Here is a 15,588-nt window from a genome sequence, read left to right on the forward strand (position 1 = left end):
GCGATGGAGGCGCGATATGGCCGGCACTCCGCACACCGCGCTCTTCGCGCTCGACCCCGAACAGGCGCATCGCGCCACCATTCGCGTGCTCGCACTCTGGGCACGGTTCGGCCTGCCATTTGCATCCAGATCGGTTCCGAACGATGCCGTCACGCTCGCCGGCATCACCTTTCCCAATCGCGTCGGGCTCGCCGCGGGGCTCGACAAGGATGCGGAGGCGATTCCGGGCCTGTTCGCGCTCGGCTTCGGCGCGGTCGAAGTCGGCACCCTCACCCCGCGCGCGCAGCAGGGCAATCCGCGCCCGCGCCTGTTCCGGCTGATCGAGGATGAAGCGGTGATCAACCGCATGGGCTTCAACAATGGCGGCATCGACGCCGCGCTCGCGCGAATCGCGGGGCTCAAGGCGCGCGCCGGCGTGCTCGGCATCAATGTCGGCGCCAACAAGGATTCGAGCGACCGCGTCGCCGACTATGCGGTGGGCGTCGCCAAGGCCGCACCGCATGCGGATTACATCACGATCAACGTCAGCTCGCCCAACACGCCCGGCCTGCGTGATCTTCAGTCGCGCCCCGCGCTCGACGAACTTCTCGCTGCCGCGCATCAGGCACGCGGGCGCACACCGCTGTTCCTGAAGATCGCGCCTGACCTCGATCGCGCGGGTCTGGAGGGCGCAGTGCGAGCGGCGATCGACAACCATGTCGACGCGCTGATCGTCTCCAACACCACCATCTCGCGTCCGCCGCTCGCGTCGCCGCAGGCGGGTGAAGCCGGCGGACTTTCGGGCCGGCCGCTCAAGGCGCTGGCGCATGCCAAGCTGGTCGAGGCACGCGAGGCATCGGGCGGCCAGCTGCCGCTGATCTCGGCCGGCGGGATCGACGGCCCGGACGAGGCGAAGCGCCGCATCGATGCGGGTGCGGTGCTCGTGCAGATCTATTCGGCGCTCGTCTATCATGGCCCCGGTCTGGCACGCAGGATCGCCGCGTCGCTCGCCTGACCGCTTGCCTCCCGGGCAAAGCGCGCTAGGCCTAGGGCGATGAAAAAACTGGTCGCATCGCTTCTCCTACTGTTCGCTCCTCTGGTCACGCATGCCCAGGGTATGGTCAGCGCCGCCGATCCTCGTGCCGCCGCCGCCGGCGTCGAGATTCTGCGCGCGGGCGGCACCGCCACCGATGCGGCGATCGCGACGATGCTGGCGCTCAATGTGGTCGAGCCGCAAAGCTCCGGTATCGGCGGCGGCAGTTTTCTGGTGCTGTACGACGCGAAGACCGGCGCGACGACCAGCGTGGACGGGCGCGAAACGGCGCCGATGGCGGTCGACGATCACTGGTTCTACGATGCCGCCGGCAAGCCGCTCAGCCATTTCGCGGCGGTGCCCGGCGGGCGGAGCGTCGGCGTGCCGGGCGCGCTGCGGGCAATGGCGCTGGCGCACCGAAAATCGGGCAAGCTCGCCTGGGCCAGATTGTTCGCGCCCGCGATCCGCCTCGCGCGCGAGGGATTTGAGGTGACGCCGCGGCTCAACAATTCGCTGGCCCGCTTCTCAGGCCATGTCGATCCGGCCTGGCGGGCGCTGTTCTTCGGCCCCGACGGCACGCCGCTGCCGGCGGGCACTCGCGTTCGCAATCCGGCGCAGGCCGCTCTGCTCGAACGCATCGCGAAGCAGGGGTCGGACAGCTTCTATGTCGGCCCGCAGGCGGCAAAGATCGTCGCGACGGTCAACGGCGCCGCGCGCAACCCATCGAAGATGACCACCGGCGACCTCGCGGCCTATGACGCGAAGGAACGCCCGGTGCTGTGCGGCGGCTATCGCGGCTACAAGGTCTGCTCGATGGGCCCGCCCTCGTCGGGGGGGATCACGGTGCTGATTATCCTCGCCCAGCTCGAACGGTTCGACATGGGCGCGCTCGGCAAGGAGTCGGCCACCGCCTGGCACCTGTTCGCCGAAAGCTCGCGGCTCGCCTATGCCGATCGCGATCTCTATGTCGGCGATCCCGATTTCGTCCGCGTGCCGCTCGCCGGCCTGCTCGATCCCGCCTATATCGCCAGCCGCTCGGCGCTGATCGATCCCGCGACGACGATGGCCAGCGTGAGCGCCGGGACGCCGCCGGGCGCGCCGAAGCGCGTACCCGCCACGGTGCAGGAGGTTGCCGGCACCACCGATCTCGCCGTCGTCGACGCGCAGGGCAATGTCGTTCAGGTGACGACCACAGTCGAAGGGCCATTCGGCTCCGGCCTGACGTTCGACGGCACCATCCTGAACAACCAGCTGACCGATTTCGACATCGTGCCGGAAAAGAACGGCTATCTGGCCGCCAACCGGGTCGAGGGCGGCAAACGCCCGCGGAGTTCGATGGCGCCGACGATCGTGTTCGGCCCCGACGGCAAGGTGCGGCTGGCGATCGGCGCCGCCGGCGGGTCGACGATCATCGCCCAGGTGGCAAAGGCGATCATCGGCGTCGTCGACTGGCACCTGTCGGCGCAGGACGCGATCGGCCTCGGCCTAGTCTATGCGCCGGGCAAGACCGCGATCGTCGAACGCGGCACCAGCGTCGCCGCGCTCGTGCCGGCGCTCGAAGCGCTGGGCGAAACCGCGCGCGTGGCGCCGATGGGGCTGAAGGCGAACGCGATCGAACACGTTGACGGCCGCTGGGTGGGCGCCGCCGATCCGCGCAGCGAGGGCGTCGCGATGGATCAGGACGGCTCGGTAACAGTTATTGAGCGGGTGGGCGCCAAGCCCGACCGCCCTTCGGAGTAGAGCGGAACAAGCCACGCGAAAATACGGGCGTCCGCAGGGGGAAGATGGATGCGCAAGCTTGAACGGTTCGACAATCTGGTAACGATGTTCTTCGCCCGCGCGCGCGAAAAGGGCGATGCGCCGTTCCTGTGGCACAAGGCCGGGGGCCAGTGGCGGTCGACCAGCTGGGCCGAAGCGGCGCGCCAGGTGGCAAGCCTCGCGACGGCGCTGACCGCGCTGGGGCTGCGGCGCGGCGATCGGGTAATGCTCGTGTCGGAAAACCGCCCCGAATTCTGCATCAGCGATCTTGCGATCATGGCGGCGGGCTGCGTCACCGTGCCGACCTACACCACCAACACCGAACGCGATCACCAGCACATCATCGAAAATTCGGGCGCCTGTGCGGTGATCGTATCGAACACCAAGCTTGCGCGGACGCTGCTGCCCGCTGTGTTGCGGTCATCGACCGGGCGGATGGTGATCGGCATCGACGATGTTCGGCTGGGTCAGCAAGGCAGCGTCGATTATCACGACTGGTATGCGCTGATCGCCGCGCATCCGACCGAAATCGCCACCGCCGCCGCGCGCGCCAGCTTTCGCCGCGAGGATCTGGCCTGCATCATCTATACAAGCGGCACCGGCGGCTCGCCGCGCGGCGTGATGCAGCACCACGGCGCGATCCTGCACAATTGCGAGGGCTGCACCACGATCATCTCGGAAGATTTCGGCTGGGCGGACGAGGTTTTCCTCTCGTTCCTGCCGCTCAGCCATGCCTATGAGCATACCGGCGGCCAGTTCTTCCCGATCGCGCTGGGCGCGCAGATCTATTATGCCGAAGGGCTCGAAAAACTCGCCTCGAACATCGAGGAGGTTCGTCCAACCATCATGGTAGTGGTGCCGCGCCTGTTCGAAGTGCTGCGCACCCGCATTACCAAGCAGGTCGCAAAGCAGGGCCGCTTCGCTAACTATCTGCTCGAAAAGGCCGTTGCGATCGGCGGGCGAAAGGCATCGGGCAAATTCGTGCTCGGCGACGTGCCGATGAACCTGCTGCTGAATGCAACGCTGCGACCCAAGCTGACCAAAAGGTTCGGCGGGCGGATCAAGGCGCTCGTGTCCGGCGGCGCGCCGCTCAATCCCGAAGTCGGCGTGTTCTTCCAGTCGCTTGGGCTCACCTTCCTGCAAGGCTATGGCCAGACCGAAGCAGCACCCGTCATCTCGTGCAACCGGCCGAGCGCCGGGCTGCGCATGGACACGGTCGGCCCGCCGCTGGAGGGCGTCGAGGTGCGGATCGCCGAAGATGGCGAGATCCTGGTGCGCGGCGAGCTCGTCATGCACGGCTATTGGCGCAACGAGGCCGAGACCGAACGGGTGCTGAAGGATGGCTGGCTGCACACCGGCGACATCGGCATGATCGACGAAAAGGGCCGGATCAGGATCACCGATCGCAAGAAGGACATCATCGTCAACGACAAGGGCGAGAATGTCTCCCCGCAGAAGGTGGAGGGCATGCTCACCCTCCAGCCGGAGATCATGCAGGCGATGATCTATGGCGACAAGCGGCCATATATGACGGCGGTGATCGTCCCCGATCCCGAATGGGTCCAGGAATTCTGCGCGCGCACCGCCACGCCGTGCAAGTTCCGCGATCTATCGCGCGATGCCGATTTCAAGGCGGCGCTCGGCGCGGCAGTGGAGCGGGTGAACCGCGATCTTTCCGTCACCGAACGGGTGCGCAAATTCACGCTCGCCGACGCGCAGTTCACGATCGAGAACGAACAGCTCACCCCCAGCATGAAGATCCGCCGCCACGTCCTCAAACAGGTCTATGGCGAGCGGCTCGACGCGCTGTACTGAACCGATCGGCCGGGGCTATTTGGTGGCGCCGCCCTCCGGCAGCACCACCATCGTCCAGTCCTTGTCCGGCCGCAGATATTTCGCGGCCAGCGCCTGGAGCTCCGCCGGGCTCGTCCGCGCATAATCCTCGGGCAGCGTCCGCATCGCCGCGATCCGCGCGCGATCCTGGGTGCCGCCCTCGACCAGGCTCATCCAGAACATGTTGCCGCTCGACATGCGCAACAGCTGTTGCTTGAGCGGCGTCAGCGCGCGCGCCAGTTCGTCGGCGTCGATCGGCTTGGCCCCGAGATCGGCGGCTATGTCGCGGGCGAGCTTGAAGAAAAAGCCGGTCTTGTCGGGCGGGATCATCCCCAGCGCGACGATTTTGCCACCCGTATCGAACCCGACCGGCCAGTCGCTCATCACATTGGGCGAATAGCTCACCCCCGCCTGGCTGCGCAGCTGATCGATCAGCCGATCGCGGAACACCGCGGTCAGCACGTCGAGCTTGCGGCTCTCGGCCAGCCCCGCGCTGCCGCCGCCGGTCGGCCAGGCGATCACCGCCGCAGCCTGATCCTCGGCCCCGGTATGGGTGCGGACCACCGGCGTCTCGACATGCGCGGGGAATCGCACCGGCGCGCCGCTCTCTGCGCCGGCAGCACGCGGTGCCAGCGCGCCAAAGCTCGCCGCCACCGCCTTGATCGTCGCCTCGGCATCCATGTCGCCGAAGACCTCGACCTCGATCGGCCCGGTCTTGAGCAGCGGTTCCCAGAAGTTGCGGAACGCCGCCGGGGTCAGCGCCTCGAGTTCGGCACGGCTCGGCACGCCCCAGCGCGGATCGCCATCGTGGAGCAGCGCATCGAGATCGCGCCCCAGCACCGCGTCGGGCGAGGCCGAGAGCCCCGCATAGCCGGACAGGAAGCCCGTCTTCGCACGCAGCACCGGCTGCGGATCCCAGCCGGGCCGGGCGAGCTTGGTCGCGAACAGCCGCAGCTGATCGGCAAGGTCTTCCTTGTTGGTCTGGGCGTTGAACTCGAACGCATCGTCGTCGACCGAGAAGCCGAGTCCGATCTGGCGATTGCCGGTCAGCGCGTCGAGCTCATCCGCCCCAAACTTGCCGATGCCGCTCGCCATCAGCGCGATCGGCCCGGCAAAGGCCGGCGTACGGCGATCGCCCGGCATCGCCCGCAGTCCGCGCCCGAACCGGACATTGACCCACACCTTGCCGGTCTCGGACGAATCTTCGCGCATCAGCAGATGAACGCCATTGGCGAACACCACCTCCTCAAGCTTCAGGTCGGGATCGATCTCGCGGCGGCTGGTGACGGTGCCGGGCTTGCCGATCTTCGGCAGCTGATCGAACCGCACGTCGAGCGTGCGGCGCTTGGTGGCGGCGGCCTTCACGTCCGCCTGCAGCGCCGCCGTCACCTTGGCGACCGCGTCGGCATCGGGCGTCTGGGTGTTGACGAGCGCGCGGGTTGCCGTGCCCTCGAACACCTTTTTCGCCGATGCCTGCACGGCGGCGGGGGTGAACATGCCCTTGTCGATCGCGCCCTTGAAGATCGCATAGGAGGCCTCGGGCGTCGTCACCGTCTCGTTGATGTCGACCGCCTCGACCAGATCGTCGGCGATCGACGCGCCCGCCTCGACCGGCGCAGTGGCGATCCGGTTGCGCATCGATGCGTCGATCTCGCCCAGTTCGCGGTCGATCTCGGCCTGGGTCGGCGGCGTCGCCATCAGCGCGGCGGCGGTGGCGCGCACGTCGCGAAGCGCGCCCTGCCAGTCGTCGGTGGCGGGCAGCACCGTCAACGTGGTGACGTTCGCCGATCGCGCAATGTCGCTCAGATCGGCCATCGCGGCGATGAACGACGCCCCTGCCCGCGCCTTCGATTCGAGCCGCCGGTTGAGGATGCGGATCGCCACCAGGTCGATCATCCGCTTCTGGTTGAAGATCACCGTGTCGGCGAACACCGTCCAGGGCCGCACGATCGTCATCATTGCGATCGGCTGCATCGCCGGCTCGACGATGCTCGCGGCCACCGGATGCCCGGTGCTCGGCTTGCCGAAATCGGGTGTCGCCGGCGCGGGGCCGACGCCCTTCCAGTCGCCGAAATATTTGCCGATCAGCGCCTCCAGCATCGGCAGCTGCGCGTCGGTGACGTCGCCGATCACGATCACCGTCGCGCGCTCGGGCCGGTACCAGCGGTCGTGGAACGCCTGCACGCTTTGCGGCGTCGCCGCGTTCAGCGCCTCGACCGTGCCGATCGGCTCGCGGTCGGCGATCGGCTGACCTGCGAACATCAGCTGGAACAGCGCGTCCTGCATTCGCTTCTGGGGCGCGGGCTGTTCGCGCCCCTCGGCCAGCACCACCGGCCGCTCGGCGCCGAGCGACTGCGCGGTGATCGCCGGCGCCTTCATCATGCCGGACAGGATCTTGAAGCTCTCCTCCAGTCCCTCCGGCTTCCAGTTGGGCAGGTCGAGCTTGTAGGTGGTGCTGACGAACGTCGTCGCCGCATTGCTGTCAGACCCGAAGGTTACGCCCAGCCGCTGCCACACGCGCTTCGATTCGCCGTCGGGCACATAGGTCGACCCGCGAAAGCTCAGATGTTCGAGCAGATGGGCGAAGCCGCGCTCCGAATCGCGTTCCATGAGCGAACCGGCGTCGATCCGCACGCGAATCGCCATCTGCCCCGGCGGCACGCCGTTCTTGCGCACCGCATAGCGCAGGCCGTTGGCCAGCCGCCCGAACTTCCATTCGTCGTCATGGACGAGGTCGCTGCCCTTGTAGAGCCAGGGATCCTCGCTCGTCTGGACGCCTTCGGGGCGCCCCTGCGCGTGAACCGCAGCGGGCAGCACCGGCGTGGCGAAGGCAAGCAGAAGCAGGGCGAGACGCGATAAACGCAGGGATGGGAGCATAGGGCCCTTCTAGTGGACAGCGTGGCGGCTTGCCACGTCGAACCTTTCTGCCCGCTGTACGCCACAAGATTTCGTGCTCCCGCCACGTTTTGGACCCAGGCCGCAGCCTAGAAGATCCCTTAGCGAAGCCGCGCCGCACCACCGGAAACCGGGGGCGGCGCGCCAGCGGGGGATGGATTGGCGTGACATTGGCAAGGCAAGAGGCGCAGCATGCGATCACCGGCGTGGACGAACGCCCGGGCGCCGTCGCGCCTGCGCGCCCGCTGTTGATCCGCTGGGGAAAGCATCTGCGCGGCGCGTTCGACCGGCTGATCGAATCCTCCTCGCTGGTGCCGAACACGCCGGTGCTCGACATGCGCGCCTTTCCCTGGACCGCGGCGCTGCGGGCGGATTGGCGCGCGATTCGCGACGAGGCGATCGCCGCGATGGCGGCATCGCCCGGCGCGCCGCCGCTTGCCACGATTTCGCCCGATCATCGCGCGATCGCCCCGGTCGATGCGTGGCGCAGCGTGTTCCTGTGGGGCTATGGCTACCGCGTCGACGAAAATGTCGCGCGCTGCCCGCAAACGGCCCGCCTGGTCGAGCGCATCCCCGGGCTGAACAGCGCAATGTTCTCGATCATCGCGCCCGGCGCGCATATCCCCCCGCATCGCGGCGTGACCAAGGGGCTGATCAGCTGCCATCTCGGCCTTGTCGTGCCGCGCGACGGCGATGTGCGGATGCGGATCGACGACCGCGTGGTGCGCTGGGCCGATGGCGAGACGCTGGTGTTCGACGACACCTATGACCACGAAGTGTGGAACGAGAGCGCGCATACCCGCATCGTCCTGCTCATCCAGTTCCGCCGCCCGTTGCGCAATCCGGGCCGCTGGATCGCCGACACGCTGCTCGGCGTGATCCGCCGCTCGGCCTTTGTGCAGGAGGCACGGGCCAATCTGCGGCGCTGGCATCGCGGCGAGTGCCTGGTCGAGCGCTGACCGGCACGTTGTCGGCACCCCGGCAGCGCGCTAGACCCGGCTGCATGCCACGCCCCTTCCACCTCGCCTTCCCGGTCCATGATCTCGCCGCCGCCCGCGCCTTTTATGCCGGCGTGCTCGGCTGCCCGGAGGGGCGATCGTCGTCGAGCTGGATCGATTTCGATCTGTTCGGCCATCAGATCGTTGCCCATCTCGATCCCGCCGCGCGCCCGGTCGCGGTCGAGAATGCCGTCGACGGCCATGACGTGCCGGTGCCGCATTTCGGCGTGGTGCTGACGATGGAGGCTTGGCACGCGCTCGCCGCGAAGTTGGCGGATGCGGGCATCGCATTCGGCATCGCCCCGCATATCCGCTTCAAGGGCCAGCCCGGCGAACAGGCGACGATGTTCTTTCGCGATCCCAGCGGGAACGCGCTCGAATTCAAGGCGTTCGCCGATGACGCCATGTTGTTCGCCCGATGACCCCGCAGACGATCAGCGTCGATATCCCGCATCAGCTGGGCCGCGCCGGCGCGCGCGAGCGCATCGGATCGAAGATCGGCCGGCTGGCGGACAAGATCCCCGGCGGCGCGACCGTCGAGCATCGCTGGGAGGGAGACAGCCTGCACTTCACCGTCGCCGCGATGGGGCAGACGGTGGCCAGCCGGCTCGACGTGCTCGACGCGCATGTCCATGCCGAAATCGCGCTGCCCGGCATGCTCGGGCTGTTCGCCGGCAAGATCCGCGAGATGCTGGAAAAGGAAGGCCCCCGGCTGCTCGCCTGAGCCGCCGGGCGTGGCGGATCAGCGCGCCGCGCTCACCCGCCAGATGACGTTGCCGACATCGTCGGCGACCAGCAGCGCGCCGCCCGTGCCGACGATCACGCCCACCGGCCGTCCCTGCGCTTCGCCCTTGGCGTTGAGGAAGCCGGTCAGCACGTCCTGCGGCTTGGCGTCGCGCTTCGGAAAGCCGTCGCTGCCGAACGGCACGAACACCACCTTGTAGCCCGATGGCGGCTGGCGGTTCCACGATCCGTGCTCGCCAACGAACGCGCCATTGGCATAGGCCGCGCCCAGCCGCGCACCATCGGCAAAGGTCAGGCCCAGCGGCGCGGTATGCGCGCCCAGCGCGAAATCGGGGCGGCGGGTATATTCGCGCAGATCGGGCCGGCCCGGCTCGACGCGCTGGTCGACATAGCCGCCCCAGTAAAGCCACGGCCATCCGAAGAACGCGCCGAGATCGACACGGCTCATATAATCGGGCGGCATGTCCGATCCCATCATGTCGCGCTCGTTGACGACCGCCCACAGCGCGCCGCTATTCGGCTCGAATGCCATGCCGTTGGCGTTGCGGATGCCCCAGGCGAAGACGCGGCTCGTCTTGTGCTCGGGATCGACCTCAAGGATCACCGCGCGGTTGGTCGGCTGCTGCGACGCGGCGGCGAGTTCGCCCGGCGTCGACGCGGTATAGATCGGCCCCTCGGCCTCCAGCCCGTCATCGGCGATGTTCGACGACGATCCAACGCTGACGTACAGCGACTTGCCGTCGGGCGCGGCGACGACATTGCGCGCCCAATGATTGCCGCCGCCCGGCAGCGACAGGATCTTCACGGGCTTGGCGGTGATCTGCGTCTGCCCCTCGCGATAGGGATAGCGCACCAGCGAGTCGGTATTGGCGACGTAGAGCCAGTCGCCCATCACCGCCATGCCGTAGGGCGAGTTGAGCCCGGTGAGGAATGCGGTGCGGACATCGGCCACGCCGTCGCCGTCGCTGTCGCGCAGCAGCGTGATCCGGTTGGCCGAGGGCACGCCGGCGCCGGCCTTGTTCATCAGCCGGCCCATCACCCAGCCTGTGATGCCGCCATCCTCGCGCGGGGGCGAATTGGTCTCGGCGACCAGGATGTCGCCATTGGGCAAGCGGTACAGCCAGCGCGGGTGATCGAGCTTGTCGGCGAAGCGTGCGACCTGAAGCCCCTTGGCTGCCACCGGCTTGGTGCCGGCCGGCCAGCCGACGGCCTTGGCCACATCGACGGTGGGCACCACCTGGCTTCGCGGCGCAGTAAGCTCCGGGGTCCGGCCGGTCACGGCCACCTCGCTTAGCCGCGCGATGTCGGGGCGGGCGAGCCAGTACCAGGCGGCGACGCCAGCGACGACGAGGATGCCGAGGACGATCAGGATACGCTTGAGCATGACGCTGGATTAGGGCGCGCGCGCCGCGAAGCCAATGGCGATTATCGCCCGCACAAGAACGCCACCCCCGCAGGGGGCGGGGATGGCGTCAGGGGATGGGGCGGTGCGGCTCTCCAGCGCCGCCCCAACGCAGACGAACCGGCCTTACAGGTCGATCCGATCGGCGTTCATGACCTTGGTCCAGGCCTTGCCGAATGCCTCGACAAAGGCACCGGCGGCATCATCGGTGGCATAGGCCTCGGCGAGGGCGCGGAGCTGCGAATTCGATCCGAACACTAGGTCGACGCGGCTCGCCGTCCATTTCCGCTCGCCGGTGCGGCGATCGGTGGCGACGAAGCTGCCATCGTCCTGCGCCGTCCACTTCATCGTGAAGCTGGTCGTCAGCAGATTGCGGAAGAAGTCGTTGGTCAGCGTCTCCGGCCGATCGGTGAACACGCCGTGCTTGCTGTCGCCATGATTGGCGCCCAGCACGCGCAGGCCGCCCAGCAGCGCCGTCATCTCGGGCGCCGTCAGCGTGAGCAGATGGGCGCGATCGACCAGCAGTTCCTCCGCCGAGAAATAGGCGTCCCGCCCGTCATAGTTGCGGAAGCCGTCGGTCTTGGGCTCGAGCGGTGCGAAGCTGTGCGCGTCGGTCTGCTCGGCCGTCGCGTCGGTGCGGCCCGGCGTGAACGGCAGCGACAGGCTGTGGCCGGCCTTTGCCGCCGCCGCTTCCACCGCCGCATCGCCGGCAAGCACGATCAGATCGGCCAGCGACACCTTCTTGCCGCCGCTCTGGCCGGCGTTGAAGCGGGTCTGGATGCCTTCGAGCACCGCCAGCGCCTTGGCCAGCTCGGCCGGCTCGTTCACCGCCCAGTCCTTTTGTGGTGCCAGCCGGATGCGCGCGCCGTTCGCGCCGCCGCGCTTGTCGGAACCGCGATAGGTCGATGCCGATGCCCAGGCGGTCTTCACCAGCCGGGCGATCGACAGGCCGGACTTCAGCACCTCCGCCTTCAGCGCGGCGACGTCCGCCGCGTCGATCAGCGCATGGTCGACCGGCGGCACCGGATCCTGCCAGATGCGCGGCTCGGCGGGCACTTCCGGCCCGAGCAGCCGGCCGTGCGGGCCGCTGTCGCGGTGGGTCAGCTTGTACCACGCCTCGGCAAAGGCATGGGCGAACTGATCGGGATTCTCATAGAACCGCCGCGAGATCGGGCCATAGGCGGGGTCGAAACGCAGCGCGAGGTCGGTCGTCAGCATCGTCGGGCGATGCTTTTTCGACGGATCGTGCGCGTCCGGGATCACTTCGCCCGCATCCTTGGCGACCCACTGGTGCGCGCCGGCCGGGCTCTTGGTGAGTTCGTACTCATATTCGAACAGGTTCTTGAAGAAGCCGTTGCCCCACTGGGTCGGCGTCTCGGTCCAGGTGACTTCCAGCCCGCTGGTGATCGTGTCGCCCGCATTGCCGCTGCCATAGCTGTTGGCCCAGCCCAGCGCCTGCATCTCGACGGCCGCGCCCTCGGGCTCGGGGCCGACATATTGGCTGGGATCGGCGGCGCCGTGGGTCTTGCCGAAGGTGTGGCCGCCCGCGATCAGCGCGACGGTTTCCTCGTCGTTCATCGCCATCCGCGCAAAGGTCTCGCGGATGTCGTGCGCGGCGAGCAGCGGATCGGGGTTGCCGTCCGGCCCTTCCGGATTGACGTAGATCAGGCCCATCTGCACCGCCGCCAGCGGATTCGACAGGTCACGCTCGCCCGAATAGCGGCCGCCCGGCTTCTCACTGGTCTGCAGCCATTCGCGCTCGGGCCCCCAGTTGATGTCGCGCTCCGGCTCCCACACGTCGGCGCGGCCGCCGCCGAAGCCCGCCGTCTTGAAGCCCATCGATTCGAGCGCGCAATTGCCCGCCAGGATCATCAGGTCCGCCCAGGAGAGCGCCCGGCCATATTTCTGCTTGATCGGCCAGAGCAGCATCCGCGCCTTGTCGAGATTGGCATTGTCCGGCCAGCTGTTGAGCGGGGCGAAGCGCTGCGTGCCCGAGCCGGCGCCGCCGCGGCCGTCCCCGATGCGGTAGGTGCCGGCGCTGTGCCATGCCATGCGGATGAACAGCGGCCCGTAATGGCCGAAATCCGCCGGCCACCAGTCCTGCGAATCGGTCATCAGCGCGAAGATGTCCGCCTTCACCGCGGCCAGGTCGAGTTTCTGGAACTCGGCGGCGTAATCGAATTCGGGGCCCATCGGGTCACCCGCGGGCGGGTTCTGGTGCAGTGGCGTCAGGTCGAGCTGGTTGGGCCACCAGATGCGGTTCGTCATTTCGAACAGCACGGCATGGCCGTCCATCTTGCCCCCATGCATCGGGCATTGCGATTCGGCGTTCATCTCAGGCACCTCCAGGGCGGTTTCGAATTTCTGACGCGCAGGATGCCATTCCCATCGCCATCGCAGAAACAGATTAGTCCGCCGTCACTGATCGAAAATATCGAAGGCGTCACGATATCCATCGGTATGCCCCCGCCTGTGCAACCGGGCGGGTGCTGCATGGTTCAGAAAACAAGCGGGGCATAGGCAAAGCGCCCCCGAACTGGTTACAAGCGATACCATCCAGACGATATCAACCGGAGAGCCTGAATGACCGACGAAACCGAAGCCGATCTGACCGGCGCCACCCCACGCCGCCGGCCCAAGCCGGACATCGACTCGGTTGGCGGTCGCAAGCTCCGCCCCGCGACGCTGATGATGGGGCATGGCTATGATCCGGTGCTGTCGGAAGGCTCGCTCAAGCCGCCGATCTTCCTCACCTCCACCTTCGTCTTCCCCAATGCGGCGGCAGGCAAGCGCCATTTCGAGGGCGTCACCGGCAAGCGTCCGGGCGGGGCCGAAGGACTGGTCTATTCGCGCTTCAACGGCCCGAACCAAGAAATCCTTGAGGACCGGCTGGCGGTGTGGGAGGAGGCGGAGGACGCGCTCGCCTTTTCCAGCGGCATGTCCGCGATCGCCACCCTGTTCCTGTCGATGGTCAAGCCGGGCGACACGATCGTCCATTCCGGCCCGCTCTACGCGGCGACCGAGACGCTGATCGGCCGCATCCTCGGCCGCTTCGGCGTCAACTGGCTCGACTTCCCGGCCGGGGCCACGCGCGAGGAGATCGACGCGGTGCTCACCAAGGCCGCCACCGGCAATGTCGCGCTGATCTATCTAGAAAGCCCGGCCAACCCCACCAACGCGCTGGTCGACGTCGAAGCCGTTGCCGCCGCCCGCGACGCGATCTTCACGGGGGAGGACAAGCCGCCGATCGCGATCGACAACACCTTCCTCGGCCCGCTCTGGTCGCAACCGCTCAAGCACGGCGCCGACATCGTCGTCTATTCGCTCACCAAATATGCCGGCGGCCATTCGGATCTGGTGGCGGGCGGCGTGCTCGGCAGCAAGTCGCACATCAACACGATCCGGCTGATGCGCAACACGATCGGCACGATCTGCGATCCCAACACCGCCTGGATGCTCCTCCGTTCCCTGGAGACGCTTGAACTCCGCATGGGCCGCGCGGGCGAGAATGCGGCCAAGGTCTGCGAATTCCTCGCCGCGCACCCGAAGGTCGAAAAGGTCGGCTATCTCGGCTTCCTCGAACGCGGCACCGATGCGCGCCAGGCCGACATCTATCGCCGCCACTGCACCGGCGCGGGATCGACCTTCTCGCTCTACCTGAAAGGCGGCGAGAAGGAGGCGTTCGCGTTCCTCGACGCGCTCAAGATCGCCAAGCTGGCGGTCAGCCTCGGCGGCACCGAGACGCTCGCCAGCCATCCGGCCGGCATGACGCACCTCTCGGTCCCCGACGAGCGCAAAAAGGCGCTGGCGATCACCGACAATCTCGTCCGCATCTCGATCGGCGTCGAGGATGCCGACGATCTGATCGCCGATTTCGAAGAGGCGCTGAAGGCGGTCTGACTACGAGCATGGAGGGAGGGCCGCAACGCCCTCCCTCCATGCCTCACTTCAGCGAGGCCGCCGCATCGGCGACGAGGTCCGCCATCCGCTGCTGGTCCTTCAGCGAGGGATGGAAGTGACAGCCGGTCAATTCGAGCGGCGGCACCGCCAGTGCCGTCGCACCGGTGGCGCTCGCCACCGCGCGGACCTCGGCGATGAAGCCGGGCGCGCCCATCAGCAGGAAGCGCGCGTTCGGGTTCGCCGCCTGCAACCGCCCCACGAACGCCACATAGCGCGAGCGATAATCCGCCCGCAGCGCCGCCTCGTCCGCCCAGGCCTCGCCGGCATGGACCGGCGTCGAGAAATCGTTGGTGCCCAGGTTGATGACGATCAGTTGCGGCGCCCAGCCGTCGCGTGTCGCCGGCGCCGGCTCGCCCGGTATCGCCCGCGCATAGAGCATGGGCAGCGTTTCGCCTGGATTGCCCCCCGCATAGTTGCGCACCACACCGCGCCCCGAAAATGCGATCACGCGGTAATCCGCGTTCCAGCGCTTTGCGAGCAGCGGCCCGAACGCCTGCTGCGTGTCGGTGCTGTCGTGCACCATCCCCTCGGTGCAGTCGCGCGTGGTCGCGGTGTCGCCATAGCCCACGCTGTGCGAATCGCCGATGAACTCGATCGCGCGATCATGGCCGGGCGGCGCCAGCGGCGTGCCGCTGGTGGTGATGCCGATCATCCGGCTATGGCCGCTCTGCGTCTCGGTCAGCTTCTCGACGCGGATCAAATGCTCGCCCTCGGCCAGCCCGCCGAACCGGCGCGACACCTTGCCCGGCTTCTTCAGCACCGCGCGGGTCGTCCCGTCGATCAGGATCGCGATATGGTCGGTCGGCGCATCGAGCGACACCGTCACCGCCGTGCCGCGGAACCGCCCCTCGAAATAGGTGCCCGGCCAGCCGAACCGCCCGTCGGCGGTCACGCGGCCGCCGGCGTGCAGAGGAATGGCGGTCTCGGCGGGCGCCAGCGTCAGCGCGGCGGCAAGGGCAAGGCGTAGCATCGCCCTCGCCTAGCAA

Annotated in this window: 11 protein-coding genes; 7 read left to right on the top strand and 4 right to left on the bottom strand. The window is 67.9% G+C overall.

Annotation, left to right across the window (positions count from 1 at the left end; translation table 11 throughout):
- The first annotated feature begins 16 nt into the window (after window positions 1–16).
- The 3 genes from ACX40Y_RS00890 to ACX40Y_RS00900 are packed head-to-tail and all read left to right on the top strand — an operon-like array spanning window position 17 to window position 4,585.
- The gene (locus tag ACX40Y_RS00890) at window positions 17–994 is read left to right on the top strand and encodes a quinone-dependent dihydroorotate dehydrogenase (protein WP_459117644.1); all 978 of its coding nucleotides are present in this window, start codon (window positions 17–19) and stop codon (window positions 992–994) included.
- Window positions 995–1,033: 39 nt separating this feature from the next.
- Window positions 1,034–2,752 (top strand): gamma-glutamyltransferase, encoded by a 1,719-nt coding sequence (gene ggt / locus ACX40Y_RS00895; RefSeq protein ID WP_459117645.1) that lies wholly within the window; start codon window positions 1,034–1,036, stop codon window positions 2,750–2,752.
- Window positions 2,753–2,800: 48 nt separating this feature from the next.
- Window positions 2,801–4,585: an AMP-dependent synthetase/ligase gene (locus tag ACX40Y_RS00900; protein ID WP_459117646.1), complete on the top strand. Its 1,785-nt coding sequence runs from the start codon at window positions 2,801–2,803 to the stop codon at window positions 4,583–4,585.
- Window positions 4,586–4,600: 15 nt separating this feature from the next.
- Here ACX40Y_RS00900 and ACX40Y_RS00905 read toward each other — a convergent pair whose 3' ends face one another.
- Window positions 4,601–7,480 (bottom strand): M16 family metallopeptidase, encoded by a 2,880-nt coding sequence (locus tag ACX40Y_RS00905; RefSeq protein WP_459117647.1) that lies wholly within the window; start codon window positions 7,478–7,480, stop codon window positions 4,601–4,603.
- A 224-nt stretch (window positions 7,481–7,704) separates the two neighbouring features.
- On the opposite strand from ACX40Y_RS00905, the gene ACX40Y_RS00910 reads away from it, so the two are divergent.
- The 3 genes from ACX40Y_RS00910 to ACX40Y_RS00920 are packed head-to-tail and all read left to right on the top strand — an operon-like array spanning window position 7,705 to window position 9,220.
- Window positions 7,705–8,457, top strand: coding sequence for an aspartyl/asparaginyl beta-hydroxylase domain-containing protein (locus ACX40Y_RS00910; protein WP_459117648.1), 753 nt, complete (start codon window positions 7,705–7,707; stop codon window positions 8,455–8,457).
- A 44-nt stretch (window positions 8,458–8,501) separates the two neighbouring features.
- Window positions 8,502–8,918: a VOC family protein gene (locus ACX40Y_RS00915; protein ID WP_459117649.1), complete on the top strand. Its 417-nt coding sequence runs from the start codon at window positions 8,502–8,504 to the stop codon at window positions 8,916–8,918.
- Entirely contained in the window at window positions 8,915–9,220 is a 306-nt protein-coding gene (locus ACX40Y_RS00920) for a polyhydroxyalkanoic acid system family protein (RefSeq protein ID WP_459117650.1), read from the top strand. The genes ACX40Y_RS00915 and ACX40Y_RS00920 overlap by 4 nt, the downstream gene beginning before the upstream one ends.
- 18 nt (window positions 9,221–9,238) lie before the next feature.
- Here ACX40Y_RS00920 and ACX40Y_RS00925 read toward each other — a convergent pair whose 3' ends face one another.
- Together ACX40Y_RS00925 and katG are read right to left on the bottom strand one after the other, a co-directional pair.
- Window positions 9,239–10,624 (bottom strand): PQQ-dependent sugar dehydrogenase, encoded by a 1,386-nt coding sequence (locus ACX40Y_RS00925; protein WP_459117651.1) that lies wholly within the window; start codon window positions 10,622–10,624, stop codon window positions 9,239–9,241.
- 144 nt (window positions 10,625–10,768) lie between these two features.
- The gene (gene katG / locus ACX40Y_RS00930) at window positions 10,769–12,976 is read right to left on the bottom strand and encodes a catalase/peroxidase HPI (protein WP_459117652.1); all 2,208 of its coding nucleotides are present in this window, start codon (window positions 12,974–12,976) and stop codon (window positions 10,769–10,771) included.
- A 249-nt stretch (window positions 12,977–13,225) separates the two neighbouring features.
- On the opposite strand from katG, the gene ACX40Y_RS00935 reads away from it, so the two are divergent.
- Complete coding sequence (locus tag ACX40Y_RS00935; protein ID WP_459117653.1) at window positions 13,226–14,542, top strand: cystathionine gamma-synthase family protein; 1,317 nt, start codon at window positions 13,226–13,228, stop codon at window positions 14,540–14,542.
- Between the two features lie 43 nt (window positions 14,543–14,585).
- Here the strand turns inward: ACX40Y_RS00935 and ACX40Y_RS00940 are convergent, their stop codons facing one another.
- Window positions 14,586–15,572: an SGNH/GDSL hydrolase family protein gene (locus ACX40Y_RS00940; RefSeq protein WP_459117654.1), complete on the bottom strand. Its 987-nt coding sequence runs from the start codon at window positions 15,570–15,572 to the stop codon at window positions 14,586–14,588.
- Window positions 15,573–15,588 lie beyond the last annotated feature (16 nt).

This window comes from Sphingomonas sp. RS6, assembly GCF_054489705.1.

Bases quoted from the DNA above. Each gene is read 5' to 3' on its own strand.
- ACX40Y_RS00915 (WP_459117649.1), top strand. From the start codon at position 8,502: ATGCCACGCCCCTTCCACCTCGCCTTCCCGGTCCATGATCTCGCCGCC.
- katG (WP_459117652.1), bottom strand. From the start codon at position 12,976: ATGAACGCCGAATCGCAATGCCCGATGCATGGGGGCAAGATGGACGGC.
- ACX40Y_RS00900 (WP_459117646.1), top strand. From the start codon at position 2,801: ATGCGCAAGCTTGAACGGTTCGACAATCTGGTAACGATGTTCTTCGCC.
- ACX40Y_RS00890 (WP_459117644.1), top strand. From the start codon at position 17: ATGGCCGGCACTCCGCACACCGCGCTCTTCGCGCTCGACCCCGAACAG.
- ACX40Y_RS00920 (WP_459117650.1), top strand. From the start codon at position 8,915: ATGACCCCGCAGACGATCAGCGTCGATATCCCGCATCAGCTGGGCCGC.
- ACX40Y_RS00940 (WP_459117654.1), bottom strand. From the start codon at position 15,572: ATGCTACGCCTTGCCCTTGCCGCCGCGCTGACGCTGGCGCCCGCCGAG.
- ACX40Y_RS00935 (WP_459117653.1), top strand. From the start codon at position 13,226: ATGACCGACGAAACCGAAGCCGATCTGACCGGCGCCACCCCACGCCGC.
- ACX40Y_RS00905 (WP_459117647.1), bottom strand. From the start codon at position 7,480: ATGCTCCCATCCCTGCGTTTATCGCGTCTCGCCCTGCTTCTGCTTGCC.
- ggt (WP_459117645.1), top strand. From the start codon at position 1,034: ATGAAAAAACTGGTCGCATCGCTTCTCCTACTGTTCGCTCCTCTGGTC.
- ACX40Y_RS00925 (WP_459117651.1), bottom strand. From the start codon at position 10,624: ATGCTCAAGCGTATCCTGATCGTCCTCGGCATCCTCGTCGTCGCTGGC.